At 43.7% G+C, this 16,781-nt stretch carries 12 protein-coding genes, 1 tRNA gene and 1 pseudogene; 5 read left to right on the top strand and 9 right to left on the bottom strand.

All coding sequences use genetic code 11. The features are described from left to right. Positions 1-40: 40 nt before the first annotated feature. A pseudogene (locus tag MKI85_RS05270) lies at positions 41-719 on the top strand (DUF1345 domain-containing protein). A gap of 76 nt (positions 720-795) precedes the next feature. Here MKI85_RS05270 and MKI85_RS05265 read toward each other — a convergent pair. From MKI85_RS05265 to MKI85_RS05225, 9 genes are all read right to left on the bottom strand, one after another. Beyond that, the gene (locus MKI85_RS05265; protein ID WP_241625681.1) at positions 796-1,656 is read right to left on the bottom strand and encodes an alpha/beta fold hydrolase; all 861 of its coding nucleotides are present in this window, start codon (positions 1,654-1,656) and stop codon (positions 796-798) included. Between the two features lie 283 nt (positions 1,657-1,939). Continuing rightward, positions 1,940-3,178, bottom strand: a complete 1,239-nt coding sequence (locus MKI85_RS05260; RefSeq protein ID WP_241625679.1) for an OprD family outer membrane porin — start codon at positions 3,176-3,178, stop codon at positions 1,940-1,942. 785 nt (positions 3,179-3,963) lie between these two features. Further along, complete coding sequence (dmpG, locus tag MKI85_RS05255) at positions 3,964-4,983, bottom strand: 4-hydroxy-2-oxovalerate aldolase (protein ID WP_241625677.1); 1,020 nt, start codon at positions 4,981-4,983, stop codon at positions 3,964-3,966. A gap of 10 nt (positions 4,984-4,993) precedes the next feature. Further along, the gene (locus MKI85_RS05250) at positions 4,994-5,890 is read right to left on the bottom strand and encodes an acetaldehyde dehydrogenase (acetylating) (protein WP_241625675.1); all 897 of its coding nucleotides are present in this window, start codon (positions 5,888-5,890) and stop codon (positions 4,994-4,996) included. A 25-nt stretch (positions 5,891-5,915) separates the two neighbouring features. After that, positions 5,916-6,713, bottom strand: coding sequence for a fumarylacetoacetate hydrolase family protein (locus MKI85_RS05245; protein WP_241625673.1), 798 nt, complete (start codon positions 6,711-6,713; stop codon positions 5,916-5,918). A gap of 417 nt (positions 6,714-7,130) precedes the next feature. Then, complete coding sequence (locus tag MKI85_RS05240) at positions 7,131-7,736, bottom strand: glutathione S-transferase family protein (protein ID WP_241625670.1); 606 nt, start codon at positions 7,734-7,736, stop codon at positions 7,131-7,133. A gap of 49 nt (positions 7,737-7,785) precedes the next feature. Next, positions 7,786-8,499, bottom strand: coding sequence for a helix-turn-helix transcriptional regulator (locus tag MKI85_RS05235; RefSeq protein ID WP_241625668.1), 714 nt, complete (start codon positions 8,497-8,499; stop codon positions 7,786-7,788). Between the two features lie 74 nt (positions 8,500-8,573). After that, positions 8,574-9,242 (bottom strand): HAD-IA family hydrolase, encoded by a 669-nt coding sequence (locus MKI85_RS05230; RefSeq protein WP_241625666.1) that lies wholly within the window; start codon positions 9,240-9,242, stop codon positions 8,574-8,576. 274 nt (positions 9,243-9,516) lie between these two features. Further along, positions 9,517-10,455, bottom strand: coding sequence for an RluA family pseudouridine synthase (locus MKI85_RS05225; RefSeq protein WP_241625665.1), 939 nt, complete (start codon positions 10,453-10,455; stop codon positions 9,517-9,519). Positions 10,456-10,956: 501 nt separating this feature from the next. On the opposite strand from MKI85_RS05225, the gene MKI85_RS16905 reads away from it, so the two are divergent. The 4 genes from MKI85_RS16905 (at position 10,957) to MKI85_RS05210 (ending at position 16,779) form a co-directional block, all read left to right on the top strand. Continuing rightward, positions 10,957-11,082, top strand: a complete 126-nt coding sequence (locus tag MKI85_RS16905) for a hypothetical protein (RefSeq protein WP_281070019.1) — start codon at positions 10,957-10,959, stop codon at positions 11,080-11,082. A 125-nt stretch (positions 11,083-11,207) separates the two neighbouring features. Further along, a complete protein-coding gene (locus MKI85_RS05220; protein ID WP_241625663.1) occupies positions 11,208-14,543 on the top strand; it encodes an Rne/Rng family ribonuclease in 3,336 nt (1,111 codons plus the stop codon). A gap of 188 nt (positions 14,544-14,731) precedes the next feature. After that, entirely contained in the window at positions 14,732-16,573 is a 1,842-nt protein-coding gene (locus MKI85_RS05215; RefSeq protein ID WP_241625661.1) for a long-chain-acyl-CoA synthetase, read from the top strand. 133 nt (positions 16,574-16,706) lie between these two features. After that, a tRNA-Lys gene (locus tag MKI85_RS05210) sits at positions 16,707-16,779 on the top strand. Positions 16,780-16,781: the final 2 nt, after the last annotated feature.

The raw sequence follows: 16,781 nt of genomic DNA, 5'->3' as shown, positions 1-16,781 counted from the left end.
AGGCATACGATAAAAAATAAAAATTAAACGGGAGCGCTTTATGCCTATGCCCACCTTGCATCGCCTAAAATCTGAGATGCAATTTCGCCCCTTTCTTTTTTATTACCTTTTTGCTGACCGCACTACTATTTGGCATACTCACCCTGTTTAGCAACTGGACATGGTCGACTAGTTTACTGATTAGCTGGAATATTGCTGTTTCCAGTTATTTACTAAAAACCCTGCCCACACTCTGGGCTGTCGATCATCAGCATATTTTGCAACATGCACAGCAGCAGGATGCCAGTAAATGGATTATTTTATTGCTGGTGATTCTCACACTGGGGATGTACCTGATTGCAATTGTGATTGAACTGATGCATTTGCCACACAACTCAATGCTGACGCTTGGGCATCTTTTACTTTCACTGCTGACCATTATCAGTGCTTGGTTTTTTATGCATACTATTTTTGCGATTCATTATGCCCATGACTATTATCTGGCACTGGCAGATGAGCAAGATGCAGGACTGGATTTCCCCAAGACCCAATATCTAACCGCCCCTGATTTCCTATACTTTAGTTATGTCATTGGCACCTCGGCACAAACCGCCGATGTTTCCATTACGTCCCGCTCCATGCGGATTTTAAATATTCTGCATATTATTCTGAGGTATGGTTTCAACACCTCCATTTTAGCCATCAGCATTAATGTTGCCAAAGGCTTTATTACGCTTTAATTTTGCGATTTTCCCTCGATGAAACTTCAGACATAAAAAAGGGATGGCTCAAGCATCCCTTTTCTTTTCGATCAGATTATTTCACGCCACGCGCGGTCAAATAGTCTTTAATCACCGTATTAAATTCTTCGGCTTTTTCCACTTGTGACCAGTGTCCACACTGACTAAAAATGTGCGCATCGGCAAATGGAACTGTATTTAGGATATCCCATGTGCGTGAAACGGGAATCACCACATCCTGAACGCCATGAATCAACAATACAGGCACTTGGATGTCTTTCATTTTTTCAAAATCGAGCGGGAATTCAAAACGGTCGCGGTCACGTGCACCGACCACATCCATTAAACGATCTGAAGCATAATCATTTTTCGCAGCTTCATAGCGAACTTTCACCAATTCATCGGTAATCAGGCTCTTATCCACCACAAACATCGACAAGGTGTTTTTAATGCCTTCTTCGGTCAATACAGGGTTGGCATGTGCTTTCAGCGCAGCGGTTTGTTTGGCGCCGCCTGTACCCATCGATACAATCCCCAACACTCGTTCAGGATAATCCAGCACCATTTGGAAGGCTAACCAGCCACCCAATGAATTTCCTACCAGCCACGTTTTTTCAATGCCCAACGCATCCAATGTACGCACCGCATGATCGACCCATGCGCGAATACCATACGCTGTACCTTCAGCCACGACTGTTTGACCATAGCCAATCGAATCGATGGCGATACAACGGGCTTGCTCACCAATTTGAGGTAAATTCAACCACCAGTTTGCTGCTGCCGAAACACCTGTTCCAGAGCCGTGTAAAAATAAAATCGGCGTTCCTTGCCCCACTTCATGGTAATGGGTTAACTCACCTTCAGCCGTTTCAATCCATTTATCTTCCAAGCCAAAAAATGGGTCGGTGGTGTAATTCGGGATTTGGACCGTGCTCATACATACTCCTCGTACAGCCTAAGACCTGTCTGATATTCTGTGTTCAAGACAGGTCAATTCATTCATTTCGACAGGTTTTACTGCTCCATCTTACCTGTTCAAAAGCCTCATACTGATACTTGTTTTCGATCACACGCTACAAAAAAACGATTATTTAAGACCATGTTTTAAAACAATATTTTTAAATTAAAACCAACAATCCATTCGTTACTCTGCATTTCAAGATCGCGTCAATAAAAAAAAGAGCGACTTGTTACCAAATCGCCCGCTTGCAGCTGAAAACTTAGAATTTATAGCTATAGGTGGTCGCCACACGATATTCTTTTAGGTCGCTTTTCCAGTCATAATCGGTGTCGATATACATGGCTTGTACCCCCAGACCTTTGAGTTTACCTTCAGGCACAGTGTAATTCACAATCAGGTTCAGTTCTTGTTCATCCTGATGGGTCTTGCCGCCTGCTTTGGCATCAAAGCCTGCAAAATAAATGGCATTGGCATTCAAGCCTTTCAGCCCCAATCCTGCAAAATCATAAGCATAAGACACGCTCCAAGATTTCTCCTTGGCATTGGTAAAGGTCGCAACAGACCAGTTCACCAAATATGGTTGCGGCACCCAGCCAGCCAACGTTGGGAAATTATTTTCCCCAAACATTTGTTGATAGCCCAGACCCAGCGTATGCGCACCATGATTGAATTTTGCACCAACCGACAAGGCTTGGTTGTCAATGTCACCATACAGTTTGTCGCCTGACTCGGAGTTATCAAAATAGCGCACATGACTGCTGAGCTTGGTGTTTGCAGTTAAATTGGTGTTGTAATTGATGCCAGCATAATGCTGTTGATAAATGTCTTTGACATCGGCATACCAATAACTCGCACCAATCGCTGGATTAAACTGATGATCAATCCCCGCGATATACATCCCATCTGCAGCTTTGGCGGTATTCGGATTGTTGTTCGGGAATAAACTTAAGTCCTGAAACTGATTGTCATAACGCGCATTAATGCCATCAATATAAGCCAAACTCAGTTTGGTATCTTTCAGCTCTTTAGACTCTAGCCACGCCCCGCTATAGGTCGTGAGTAACTGACGTGATGGGTCAAACACCAACACAGGTGATACAGGCAATAACTCACCGACTTTCAATTCTGTTTGTGACACTTTGGCTTTTAAGGTTGCACCGACTTTGCCGAAATTGCTGGCTTGTTCTTGTCCATTATGCGGAAGTACCCAATCGGCATTTTTGTCACGCCCATTTAAACGGAATGCATGTTGCACCAAAAGATCGGCACCTAACTGCAAACCACCCAATTCGGCATAACCTGATTTGGCATCTAAAGTGATGCCTTGCGACCAACTGCCCCAATTGTTTTGCGGCACCGTTTCATACTGGCGGTCTAAATAAAAATTTCTGAGTTTGAGCTGGACTTGGCTATCGTCGATAAATTCTGCATTCGTTGCAGTTGTACCTAATGCTGCTGTTGCAACACAGATGGCTGTCCATAAAGTTTGACGACGCATGATATTCATTCCAATGATCACGTTAAGCTATGACGCCATCATGCGGAACTTGTCGAGCAGAAAAAATCCGACCACAGTCTTAAGAAAATGCGCTTTAACCCAACTTAACCCACTGAATAGACCTCGTATTTTTTAGATTAAGATAAAATTACAATAACTCACTCTTTACCCAATTTCGCAAGATGTAATGAAAGATTGAATCTATACCGTTTTTATTCGCCAAATCTGATTTATTCTCTGAATTACTGCAATTCTTAAGTGTTTTTTTGTTTAAATTTTAAAGTGAAAAATTTCAAGTTCGCTACAGAATTATAAGAAAAACCGCTCATATCACAGATATTTTCTATATTTAAAGCGTGTAAGGAACAGCCTGAGAACCTGACGAATATGCAATTAAATTAAGGAAGAAAAGTATTTTTCCCTATAGCTTATTTAACTATCATGACTTGGTTCATTGTGAGTTCATAAAATAAAATTAGCTTTCCTTTGGAATCTTCTTTTTTATTTAATACGCGAAAATGGCATTCGCAATTGTTTGAGGCAGACTGTATTTTGCAAGTAAAGTTTCTGCGATTAATTATTTAATAACAATTATATGACGAGTTTTGCGAATGACAAATGCCTTTGGTTACTTTGGGCTTATCCAAAGTAACATACGAGCTCCAAGTATATGATTCTTGAGAGACTCAACAAAATTATGAAAAGCAAAAAAGTTAAGGAGTTTACGAGAAACTCCTTAACTTATAGACATTAGATGCTTTCGATTCTTCGCTTTAATTAATAAATCAAACCAAAGCAGCCTTCGCTTTAGACATGGTCAACGCCAAATCTTCAATCATGTCTTCCTGACCACCCACGGTTCCACGACGTCCCAATTCCAACAGAATTTCACGGGCAGATACACCATATTTGGCTTCAGCGCGTTTCGCGAATAACAGGAAGGATGAATACACACCCGCATAACCTAAAGTTGCTGCATCACGGTCGGCACGGATTGGATTTAGCATCATTGGAATCACCAAATCTTCTGCTACATCTTGTACCTTAAACAGATCCACACCTGTTTCCATGCCCATACGGTTTGCCACCGCAATAAACAATTCCAATGGTGTATTGCCTGCGCCTGCACCTAAGCCGGCAGAAGCCAAGTCGACACGAATTGCACCCGCTTCAACCGCTGCCACCGTATTGGCTAAGCCCATGCCCAAGTTATGATGACCATGGAAACCCAGTTCAATACTGCTGTCCAATTCTTGGCGCAGTAAAGCAACACGGTCGGTCACATCTTGTGGCAGCATATAACCAGCTGAGTCCGTCACATAAATACAGTTTGCCCCGTAAGACACCATCTTTTTCGCTTCTTCTAAAAGACGCTCAGGTGATGCCATATGTGCCAACATCAAGAAACCTACTGTATCCATCCCCAAATGACGCGCAGCGGTGATATGCTGTTCTGAACAATCTGCTTCGGTACAGTGCGTCGCCACACGAATGGTCGACACTCCAATCTCATGCGCCATTTTCAAATGATCGACCGTACCAATCCCAGGTAAAAGTAATGCCGAAACTTTGGCATTTTTCATCCGTGGCACCACAGCAGATAAGTATTCTTCATCGCTTGCCGCAGCAAAACCGTAATTAACCGATGAACCACCCAATCCATCACCATGAGTGACTTCAATCAACGGTACTCCCGCATCATCCAAAGCAGTTGAAATTGCAATCATTTGCTCAACCGTAGTTTGATGGCGCTGAGGATGCATCCCATCACGCAAAGTCATATCATGCACAATAATCTTAGACATGGGTTGCTCCTTATACTTCAGCGGTTGCCAATAATCGTTCTGCAAACATTTCTGCGGTTCGTGCAGCTGCTGCAGTCATAATGTCGAGATTGCCTGCATAGGTCGGCAAGAAATCGCCCAAACCTTGCACTTCTAGGAAAATCGAAACACGATTGCCATCAAAGACAGGACCATTCACCAATTTATAGCCTGGTACATATTTTTGTACTTCTGTGATCATAGCTTGCACCGAAGCGGTAATTGCCGCTTGATCAGGCTCACCTTCGACCAAGCAATGCACGGTATCACGCATCATCAATGGAGGTTCGGCTGGGTTAATAATGATGATGGCTTTACCTTGTTTTGCACCGCCAACTTTTTCAATCGCGCCTGCCGTGGTACGGGTAAATTCATCAATGTTTTTACGTGTCCCCGGACCGACCGATTTGGTCGAAACTGTGGCAATAATTTCACCATAGTTCACAGGCTGTACACGCGAAATCGCAGCCACCATAGGAATGGTCGCTTGACCACCACAGGTCACCATGTTCACATTTGGCAACTCACCTGCATCCAAGAGTTCTTGAAGATTTACAGGCGGCACACAGAACGGACCAATCGCAGCAGGTGTCAGGTCAATCATCTGTACACCCAACTCATTTAACTTGCGGCTGTTTTCTGCATGTACATAAGCTGAAGTCGCATCAAAGGCAATCTGAACTTCATCTGCAAGTACATGGGGCAGTAAACCGTCTACGCCTTCTGCCGTAGTTTTAATGCCCATGCTGGCAGCACGTGCCAAACCTTCCGAGGTTGGGTCAATCCCGACCATCCACACAGGTTCCAGAAATTCACTGCGTTGCAATTTATACAGTAAATCAGTCCCAATATTTCCTGGACCAATTAATGCACATTTAATCTTTTTCATGCATTCACTCTCTTAAAATTCACATTTATTCCGCAGCAAAAGCAGCGATGACTGAACCAAATCCTTCAATTTCAACCTTGAATTCGTCCCCAGGATGGGCAACCACCATAGGTCCCAAAGCACCGGTTAAAATAATGTCACCTGCAAGCAATGGACGACCACGGCGTACCATCTCATCGGCAAGCCATACCGCAGCATTCAGGGGATTGGCTAGACACGCCTTACCCACACCTTGCGAAACCACTTCTTCACCATGCGTCATGGTCATTTTGCAATTGACCAAATCCAGTTGTGCTAAGGACACTGGACATGAACCCAACACGAACGCAGCCGACGAAGCATTGTCCGCCACCGTATCAATCAATGAAATTTTCCAGTTTTCAATACGGCTATCCACCACTTCAATTGCAGGCAAGGCATAGGCCGTGGCACTGATAATGTCGGCATAGCTATGTTTTTCTTGGGTCAAATCTTTATTAATCACCAGCGCGATTTCAGCTTCGACTTTGGGCTGAATCAATAATCCCGCTGGAATGGCTTCGCCATCTCCATACGCCATATCGGCAAACAGCATTCCAAAGTCAGGCTGATCCACACCAAGTTGTGCTTGAACCACTTTTGAGGTCAGACCAATTTTGCGTCCGACTAAACGACGGCCTTCGCTTAAGGCACGCTGGGTATTCACTTCCTGAACCGCATACGCAATATCGACGTCTGCTTGTTCCGCACCCAGTTGTGGGCGAATAGGAGCAATCGCAGTCTGTGTAAGCTCAGCGTTACGAAGTGCCAAGGCAACGGATTCAACAACAGCAGAATTCGACATCTAGGTTTCCTTAAACTGTAAATAAAGATAGATAACGTTTTGCGCGAGAGAAGCGTGTAGACAGCATCTTTTCGATTTAACGAAAGTGCGAAATGAAATCTGATGGCTGTCCCTAACCACCGCTAAAAACGTGTATATTTAGACAGCTTAAGCATCGGAAAATTGGCGGTTTTATGCCAATACTTATTTTATTTTTTACAATAGCTATAACTTATTAATCTTTTTTTGTTTTATCCATCAAAATAAACAATGTAGAAAAATCAAAGAGAAAAATGCGCTAATTATTCAGAATTCAGCTTTATAGATGGGATTGAGTTTTTCAGCTACGACTAAAAAATAATACGCAAGCAGTCTATTGAGATAGATCTACAATTTAAAAAGCCTCTTTGATCAGAGGCTTTTTTGAGTCAAATGGCGTTATGCCGCAAACAAAGCAGGATTTTTCTTTAAACTTTCACGTTGCTGTATGGCCAATACATAGCGATCAATTGCTGGATGTGGCTTTAATAAATTCATCTTTAATTGCCACATGAGCATTGCGCCTAAACTGATATCGGCTGCCGTAAACTGTGCACCGCACAAATATGGGCTTGCCTGCTCCAAACCTTGAATCAAGGCTTGATAGGTATCCTGATAATCGCCATAGCCCATAAACATTTTTTGCTCAGGCGCCACCTGAACTTTTAAATGTTCATTGTCGGAAGCTGCTGCAAACGGGCCTGCACCAAAGAACAACCAACGATAATATAAACCTCTTTTCGGATCATCGAGTGCAGGCGCTAAACCTTTTTCAGCGAATTTATCTGCCAAATATGCACAAATGGCATCTAATTCATAAATCACCACATCGCCATCCACCAACACAGGCACTTTACCAAATGGGTTGAGTTTTAAAAATTCGGCTGATTTCATTTCCGCGCCATAAGCGACTTCTACACGTTCAACCTCAATCCCCAAATCAAGCAAGAGCCAATCCACCACAACGCCTCGAGATTGCTTATTTGTATATAAAGTTAAAGCCATTGTTCTATCCTCTGTGTTTATTGTTTTTTTAGAATAGACCTGAGCTGTGTCAGTTTTTGTCAGTAGTGCTGGGTGATTTTTCTGAATTTGAAAATTCTTTTTGACACCATTGTTGAAATAAATGACGTTTAAACTGAGGATAGATTTGCTCAGTCAATACGAGCGTTTGTATGCGATCTAAACGAAAATTTCTAAAATCTTCCCGTAATTCACACCATGCAGCCAATAACATTTTGTCATTAAAATATCCCAATGCAAACGGCCATAATTGTCTGTGTGAAATCTGTTTTTGCTCATCCATATAATCAATCTGGATTTTAGTTTGTAAACGAATGGCGATACGAACTTGTTCAACAACAGTTGAGTCGACTTCAATCCACGAATGAATGGATTTTAGATAAGTATCATTTAAAAATTCTTGTTTTCTTTGAGGTAATACTGCTCTTAATTTACTTAACACCGAATGTGAAGCCTGTTGTAAGGCTTGATCAGGAATAGATTTGGCCCATTGTAATGCCAGATACATGGCCTCAATTTCTGATTCATCCAAACTCATGGGTGGAAGGAGAAAATTTTCTTTCAATTTAAAGCCTAAACCGACACTTCCCTCAATATTAACCCCTTGATCACGTAAACTTTCAATATCTCGATAAACACTTCGCACACTAATGTGTAAATGTTCAGCCAAACGTTGCGCAGTAACAGGATAACGCTGTTCACGGAGATGCTGTAATAAATGCAGTAATCGAATAGAACGACTCATAGCGGATTTTCTTGTTATTCAAAAGTAATTTTAGGCGCATATCCTTACACGCCTTAAAAAATGATCAACTTTGCTTATGCCACATCAGAAGCATTGACTTGCCGATTTAAAAACTGAGCTAAACTGGCAACATCATCGGCAATGGTTAAAGGTTGATACTGTTTTAAAGTTTCAGGCGTATGTACGCCATAACTTACTCCTACGCGAGGCATAGCAATATTTCTCGCCATTTCCAAGTCGTAGCTGGTATCGCCAACCATAATGGCTTGTTCGGCACAGAGTCCAGTAACCTGCAAAATTTCCTGCAACATCAATGGATCCGGTTTAGAACGGGTTTCACTAGCAGCACGTGTTGTCACAAATAACTCGTGGCTATTGGTTTGAGCCAAGACGCGATCCAGACCTTTACGGCTTTTGCCTGTAGCAACAGCCAACAATAGACCAGCTTCGCGTAATTCACTCAGCATATTTGCCACGCCATCAAACCAAACATCGCCTTTGGAATTAGCGACATAATGCTCGGCATAACATTGCAAAATCTCGGTGTGCAATTCAGGAACTTGTGGGAATAACCGCTGTGCCACTTCAGGCAAACCTAAACCAATAATACTTTTGGCATCTTCACGGGTGAGCGGTTGCGAAAATTGCTGTGCTGCAAACAACAAACTCGCCACAATCTGCCCGACTGAATCAAATAATGTGCCATCCCAATCAAAGATAATCAGTTCTACAGGTTTATTCATGCGGGAGTCCAATATTTGCTTGTATGAAAGACAATTTACACGGTGTATTTGCCACGCGATGGTGACAAGGATGTCGCCGTTGAGCTGACGTGCACTTCGCTTTAAAGCAGTGCTTAAAGCTCGTGCAGGATGTTCCATCAGCTCAACAAAAGATTTTTGCTTCTTTTCATCTTTGAAAAGATGACCAATACAGCATCATTTCCAGTTAATCACTACAAAAGAGGTCCTATTTTATTACCTCTCCCTAACCCTCTCAAAAGGAGAGGGAAAAGGCTTAATCCTTCTTCTGTGCTCGCAACTGCGCCACAATACTCTGTATATCTTCAGGCAACGGTGCTTCAATCGGCGGATAACCTGGAATATCCAAACGCATTGCGTGTAGACATAAACGACGTGGTTTAGGACCGTTGTACTCGGTTTCATGTCCATATTTTTCATCCCCCACCAGCGGATGACCAATACTTAAACCATGCACACGAATTTGATGGGTACGACCCGAAAGTGGCGATGCATACACCAAAGTCGCATGCATAAAACGCTCCGCCACATTCCATTGGGTTTTCGAGTCCTTGCCTTCTTTCGATACACGCACACGACGTTCGCCATTCGAGAGTTCATAACGGTGTAATGGTGCATCAATCAGTTGCTTGTCTAAACTCACCACACCTTTCACGACAGCCGCATAGGTTTTCTTGATTTTGTGTTCACGCAACATGTCTTGTAAGGTTTTTAACACACTGCGCTTTTTAGAAATCATCACCAAACCCGATGTATCACGGTCAATTCGGTGAATCAGTTCTAAATATTTTTTACCTGTTGCCGCACGTAAGCCTTCAATCAGACCATAGGCCATGCCACTACCACCATGTACCGCAATGCCCGATGGCTTATTCACCACCATCAGTCCTTCGTCTTCATACACCACACGGCTGAGTAAACTCTGTGCCACTTTGTCAGATACTGGTGCAGCCGTTTCATCTTTTTGTTCATAGCGAATAGGCGCAACGCGAATTTGGTCACCAATGGCCAATTTGGTTTCGGCTTTAATGCGCTTCTTATTCACGCGCACCTGCCCTTCACGAATCAAACGATAAATGCGACTTTTCGGTACACCCTTGAGTCGGCTAAATAAAAAATTATCGATGCGTTGACCCGCTTGATGCTCATCCACTTCAAACCAAGTGACACTTTGCCATTCTTGCGTAGAATTCATACAGATACTGTGACCTAAAAAAATACTAAAATTGATTAAAAACTGATCATTTAGGCTATACTTTTCACTAGAAACGTAAGCTTAGCCCATAGGCAGATGATGCAAGGTTTGCTATAGTCAGCGCACGGAAACCACCGTAAGTGAATCATCATCAGCACATTTCAATTATATTGATATTGAAATATAGCTGAAATTTTGATTATCAACTCGGAAAGGTCCCAAAAGAATTATGCCGACGCCGAAGGCTTATTATATCGGCAAAACTGCAAACTGTTGCGTTTAATTGTACCTCAGGTACATAAATCAGTTTGCCTGAAAAAATATGTCGCCAACCTCAAGTTGGTTTTTAAACGTAAACTGATACACATCAGATTAGTCGCACCCTGATACAGCATTCAGGCTACAGCGTCTGATGCATTGGATCTGCACAATTTGTAAAGATACGACGATAATTCCGTATCAAGACACTCTATGTAGGGATGCTCTTCGAGCAATGTGACAGTGAAAGTTACTCACATCCAATGCACCGCTCGTCCGCCAGTGAAGCGTACAGGTGACTTTAATCGTTTAGAGATTGAAGCCGTATTGCCATCATCGATACGTGAATCAAAACTGATGCCTAGCTAAAAAGGCCAGTATAAAACCTCAGACCGCAATCGGTTTATTTGAGATCTGAGCTTGATCCATGATGTTTGATGTTCGCTACGTGAATAGCGATTTTTTGCTGTGTATCACTATAAGGTGTTACACCCATGAAACGTATGTTGATTAATGCAACACATGCCGAAGAAATCCGCGTTGCACTGGTTACAGGTCAGCGTCTTTACGATTTTGATTTAGAAAATCGTACCCGTGAACAAAAAAAATCCAATATTTATAAAGGTCACGTGACTCGCGTCGAGCCTTCTTTAGAAGCTGTATTTGTAGAATACGGTGCGGGACGCCAAGGCTTCCTGTCTATGCGTGAAATCGCAAACTCATACTACAAAGCAGACCCTCGTCAAACTTCAAATATTCGTGAACTCATCACAGAAGGCACTGAGCTTTTAGTTCAAGTTGAAAAAGAAGAACGTGGTAATAAAGGGGCTGCACTTTCGACCTTTATTTCTTTGGCAGGTCGTTATTTAGTCCTCATGCCAAACAATCCAAAAGGTGGTGGCATCAGCCGTCAAATTTCAGGTTCAGTTCGTGACGAATTGAAAGAAATGTTGGCATCACTGAATGTACCTCGCGGCATGAGCGTGATTGTGCGTACTGCGGGTATTGGTCGTTCTCAAGAAGAATTACAACTCGATCTGCAACACCTTCTCGATCTTTGGGCACAAATCCAAAGCACAGCGAGTTCTGGCCCATCGCCAATGTTGGTTCACCAAGAAGCAGGTGTGGTCACACGTGCGATTCGTGATTACTTACGTGATGATGTGGCTGAAATCCTAATTGACTCTGAGCAAGCCTATAACGAAGCCTATAACTTCGTAAAAGCAGTGATGCCTCGTCAAATCGACAAGTTAAAAACGTATACCTTAAATGAGCCATTATTTGCGCATTTTGGTATCGAAAGCCAAATCCAAACTGCTTATGAACGTGAAGTGAAGCTCCCTTCTGGCGGTTCAATCGTAATTGACCAAACCGAAGCTCTAGTTTCAATTGATATTAACTCTGCGAAATCAACACGTGGACACGATGTTGAAGAAACAGCGTTAAATACCAACCTAGAAGCCGCAGAAGAAATCGCACGTCAACTTCGTTTACGTGATATCGGTGGTTTGGTGGTGATTGACTTCATCGACATGACCAAAGACCGTAACCAGCGTATGGTAGAAGCGAAACTGCGTGAAGCAACACAAAGCGACCGTGCACGTATTCAGTTTGGTCAATTGTCTCGCTTCGGTTTAATGGAAATGAGCCGTCAACGCTTACGTCCATCGCTAGAAGAAGCGACTGGTTATGTCTGCCCACGCTGTCATGGTACAGGTATGGTGCGTGACTTACGCTCACTTTCACTTTCAATTATGCGTAAAGTGGAAGAAATTGCGTTACGTGAACGTCATGGTGAAGTTCAAGTTGAAGTGCCTGTAGAAATTGCAGCATTCCTATTGAATGAAAAGCGTCACAGCTTGGTTTACTTAGAACAAACTTCGAATGTACGTGTGACGGTATTACCACACCCACACTTAGAAACCCCACATTACGAAATTTCTTATAACCCTGAAGGCTTCGCGCCAACCAGCTATGAGCGTACTGAAGCAACACGTTCTAGCGAAAAAGAATTGGGTTATGAAGCTTCAGATTGGCACTTAGAAGATGCCGATCAACAACCAAGCGTTGCACCTGCTGCTGAAAAACAGGCGAAGAGAAAGCCACAGCAAGTAGCTCAACAACAGCAAGCACCTGCTCCTGCTGCTCCAGCGGTATCAAGCAGCCCATGTGCATGGCTAGAAAACCTATTTGTTCAAAAGCAAGCGGCAACTGTAGATCAAGCGCGTACAGCAAACAATGCAGCTGCTGCAATCGAGCAAATGGTCAATGGTGGTGCAGTAAGCCGTGGTCAATTTGGTCAAGTGACGACGCCTGCTACTATCGCAACAGCACCTGCGGCAAGCAACAATGCGTACTTATCTGCAACATCTGCTCCTCAAAAAGCCGAGCAACGTGACTTTGCTGAGAAAAATGCAGAGAAAGAAGAAAGATCGCAACGTCACAACAAAAAGCGGAATAACAACAAGCAACGTGAACCACGCGAACAACAACCACAAGAACAAAATCAAGTGGTTGAAGAAGTTGTGCAAATGTCGCGTCAAGAGCAACGCCAAGAACAGCGTGAGAAGCGTCAGCACAAGCAACGTCAACAGCAACCAGAGCAACAAAATGAAGCTCATGCTGAACAACAAGCTGTTCCACGTCGTGACCGCAACAACCAGCAACGTCCAAATCGCCCAAATCGCCACCGCGACCAAAGCGTATTTAACGAACAGCAACAACCTCCGGCAGCAGCTCCAGCGCCAGTGGTTGTAGATGAGCAACAAGTCAAAGTGGAACTCATTGATGCTCCACGTCAAGACATGCTCCCTACGGCATTGGTGGTGAATGTTGATCAAGCACAAAGCGAAATCGTTGCGATCAACAACACTGCACCAGTCGTTGCTGTTGAAGATGTCGCTCCAGTTGCTGCTAAACCTGTAGAAGCCGTGAAAACCGCACCTGTGGAAGCGGTAAGCAAGGTAGAAGCTCAACCAGAAGCAACGCCTAGTGATGCAAAGGAAGAGCAAAAGCCGCGTTCAGACGTAAAACGTGCTAGCAATGACCCGCGTATGCGTCGTCGTCAGCAACGTGATGCACAAGCCAAACAAGCGCAAGCACCTAAGCTCAACCCTTCGCAAGTGCCAACTTTGGCGCAATACACGGTGGGCAGCTTAATTCGCCATGTCTATGGTGACGACTGTGCCGTGCTCATTGAGCAATTTGGTTTAATCCCAACCTTCAACCGTGCGCTACAAAAGTTCACAGCTGAATACGCAGCTAGCTTAAACAGCTCTACTACGGTAGAAGCAGAGAAGAAGCCGGTCACACGTGATGTCGAAGTGGCGAAAGCGACACATGAAGCTGAACCTGCGCCGGTATTGGATTTAACACCACCAAAGCCTGAGTCAGAGAAGCGTGTTGCCAATGACCCGCGAGAGCGTCGTCGTTTAGCAAAACAAGCTGCTGAACAAGCCCTAGCGCAAGCAAAACAAGCTCAAGTGGAAGAAACGCCAGTTGCCGCTGAACCTGCTGTCGTAGCAGGAGTTGAAGAAGTTGCTGCTGTGGTTGAACCTGTAGAGGCTGCTGTGGAAGCTGCTGTAACTGAAGCTGTTGCTGAAACACCTGCTGTAGTAAAGGAAGCGGTAGCTGAAACTAAAGCACCTACCAAAGCCAAAACCAAAGCAGAACCTGTGCAAACTGAGCTGGCTGTAGATGTAGTCGAAGATTCGGCAATTGAAGCAGCTGCGACAGAAGAAACAGCGGCTGAAAAGGAAGAGAAAGAAAAAGCTCGTCCACGCCGCCCACGTGGTCGTCCACCGAAAAAAGCCAATCCAACAGCAGAGTAAGCATTTACCCAATTGCTGTGAAAAAATTAAAACCTAGTCATTTCGATGGCTAGGTTTTTTTTGTTATTTTGAGCAGATTAGGTTGATTGCACTAGAAAGAAACGATTAAAAGGACAACAGTACAGATTATCTCGTTCAACCTGTAGACAAAGACATCGTATTGGACACGAAAAATAAATAGGATTCTTATGAGCCAAACCACACAAAGCGATCTTATTGGAATTAAAGACGTCGCTGCCAAAATCCCACAATTTCTAGGAAAACTGCCGCATCTGGTTACAGGGCTGAAACAGGCATATATCCGTACCCCAAATTCTCCTGCTGGCTTAGGAATTGCCTTTGAAAAAGCGGTTAAACGTAATCCGCATGGCGCTGCACTCCTGTTTGAAGAACAAAAATACACTTACCAGCAACTCAATGATTGGGCCAATCAAATTGGACACTATTATTTATCAATTGGTGCGCAAAAAGGTGATGTGATTGCGGTGATGATTGAAAACCGCCCTGAATTGGTTGCCAGTGTACTGGCACTGGCAAAAATTGGCGTGACTGCTGCACTGGTCAATACCTCTCAAGTCGGCAAGGTACTGGCATATAGCATCAATTTAGTCAATCCAATTGCCCTGATTGTTGGTGAAGAGTGTCGCGCGGCGGTTGATGAAATCCGCCAAGAGTTGAATTTACCCGAGCAGCGTTTTTACTGGTTTGCCGATCAAGAAACACGCCAAGATGCAGGTACAGCACCGGCTCAGTATTTAAATTTGACTAATGAAATTATCACCTTTCCGACCTTTAACACGCCAACCACACACAGTGTCAAAGGCAAAGATGGTTTATTTTACATCTACACTTCGGGCACCACAGGCTTACCTAAAGCCGTGATTTTCACCCACAGTCGCTGGACTCTCGCCTATGGCACTTACGGGCACGTGCTGGACTTAAACAGCAAAGACGTGATGTATGTGACCCTGCCGCTTTACCATGCTACAGGCATCGTGGTGTGCTGGTGTGGCGTGATTGCAGGTGGTGCTGCATTGGCACTGCGTCGCAAATACTCAACTTCCTCTTTCTGGAAAGACGTACAGAAATTTGATGCCTCTGCAATTGGCTATGTCGGTGAATTGTGCCGCTACTTAATGGATGCACCTGCATCGGATGTAGACCGTGCCCATCGTGTGAAAAAGATGATTGGTAATGGTATGCGCCCGAATATTTGGGACAAATTTAAACAACGTTTTGGTGTTGAGGAAGTACTGGAACTGTATGCCTCTAGTGAAGGCAATGTCGGCTTTAGCAACGTATTTAATTTCGACAATACCGTGGGTTTCTCGCCTACACCGTATGCGATTATTCAATTCGACAAAGAAAAAAATGAGCCGATTCGTAATGAACAAGGCTGGTGTCAAAAAGTCGCTAAAGGGGATGTCGGACTATTGGTCGGCAAAATTACCCGCCGCTCACCTTTTGATGGCTATACCGACCCTGAAAAGAACAAATCCGTGATTATGCAAAACGTGTTTAAACAAGGTGATGCCTACTTTAACACGGGTGATTTGGTGCGCGATATTGGCTTCCGTCATGCACAGTTTGTCGACCGCTTGGGGGATACTTTCCGCTGGAAAGGTGAAAATGTCTCGACTACAGAAGTGGAGAACATGTTGTGTGAATATCCTAAAATTGTTGAAGCGGTGGTCTATGGCGTAGAAATTCCGCATACCAATGGTCGTGCAGGCATGGCAGCCATTACATTAGCAGAACAAGCCCAGCTGAATGAACAAGATTTGCAAGCGATGGTCAGTTGCTTTAAAAAGAGCCTACCTGCCTATGCTGTGCCTGTATTTTTACGAGTACAGAAACAGGTTGAAACCACAGGCACCTTTAAATATCAGAAGAATAAATTGAAAGAGCAAGCTTTCAATCCTGAAAAAACCGATGAGCAAATTTTAGTCTTGTTGCCAAATAGCAAGGCCTATTGCGACATGAATACAGAAATCTATAGCAATATTCAACAGTACCAATATCGCTTCTAAACTGAAAAAACGGCATTTTTTTGTATAAAATCAGGCAAAGTTGTTGTATTTATAATCAAACATCAACAACTTTGCGATTTTTCTCTTGCGCTCGTTACAGATCTTGCTACAATACGCTCCATCAAAACGAGATGGGTCGTTAGCTCAGTTGGTAGAGCAGCGGACTTTTAATCCGTTGGTCCCGCGTTCGAGTCGCGGACGACCCACC

It is taken from the genome of Acinetobacter zhairuonensis (assembly GCF_022601715.1).
Taxonomy (GTDB): Bacteria; Pseudomonadota; Gammaproteobacteria; order Pseudomonadales; family Moraxellaceae; genus Acinetobacter.
Note: the sequence above shows the minus strand (reverse complement) of the source record. Positions and strands in the feature narration are given on the sequence as shown.

Bases quoted from the DNA above. Each gene is read 5' to 3' on its own strand.
- MKI85_RS05235 (WP_241625668.1), bottom strand. From the start codon at position 8,499: ATGAGTCGTTCTATTCGATTACTGCATTTATTACAGCATCTCCGTGAA.
- dmpG (WP_241625677.1), bottom strand. From the start codon at position 4,983: ATGTCTAAGATTATTGTGCATGATATGACTTTGCGTGATGGGATGCAT.
- MKI85_RS05230 (WP_241625666.1), bottom strand. From the start codon at position 9,242: ATGAATAAACCTGTAGAACTGATTATCTTTGATTGGGATGGCACATTA.
- MKI85_RS05215 (WP_241625661.1), top strand. From the start codon at position 14,732: ATGAGCCAAACCACACAAAGCGATCTTATTGGAATTAAAGACGTCGCT.
- MKI85_RS05245 (WP_241625673.1), bottom strand. From the start codon at position 6,713: ATGTCGAATTCTGCTGTTGTTGAATCCGTTGCCTTGGCACTTCGTAAC.
- MKI85_RS05225 (WP_241625665.1), bottom strand. From the start codon at position 10,455: ATGAATTCTACGCAAGAATGGCAAAGTGTCACTTGGTTTGAAGTGGAT.
- MKI85_RS05250 (WP_241625675.1), bottom strand. From the start codon at position 5,890: ATGAAAAAGATTAAATGTGCATTAATTGGTCCAGGAAATATTGGGACT.
- MKI85_RS05260 (WP_241625679.1), bottom strand. From the start codon at position 3,178: ATGCGTCGTCAAACTTTATGGACAGCCATCTGTGTTGCAACAGCAGCA.
- MKI85_RS05265 (WP_241625681.1), bottom strand. From the start codon at position 1,656: ATGAGCACGGTCCAAATCCCGAATTACACCACCGACCCATTTTTTGGC.
- MKI85_RS05220 (WP_241625663.1), top strand. From the start codon at position 11,208: ATGAAACGTATGTTGATTAATGCAACACATGCCGAAGAAATCCGCGTT.
- MKI85_RS05240 (WP_241625670.1), bottom strand. From the start codon at position 7,736: ATGGCTTTAACTTTATATACAAATAAGCAATCTCGAGGCGTTGTGGTG.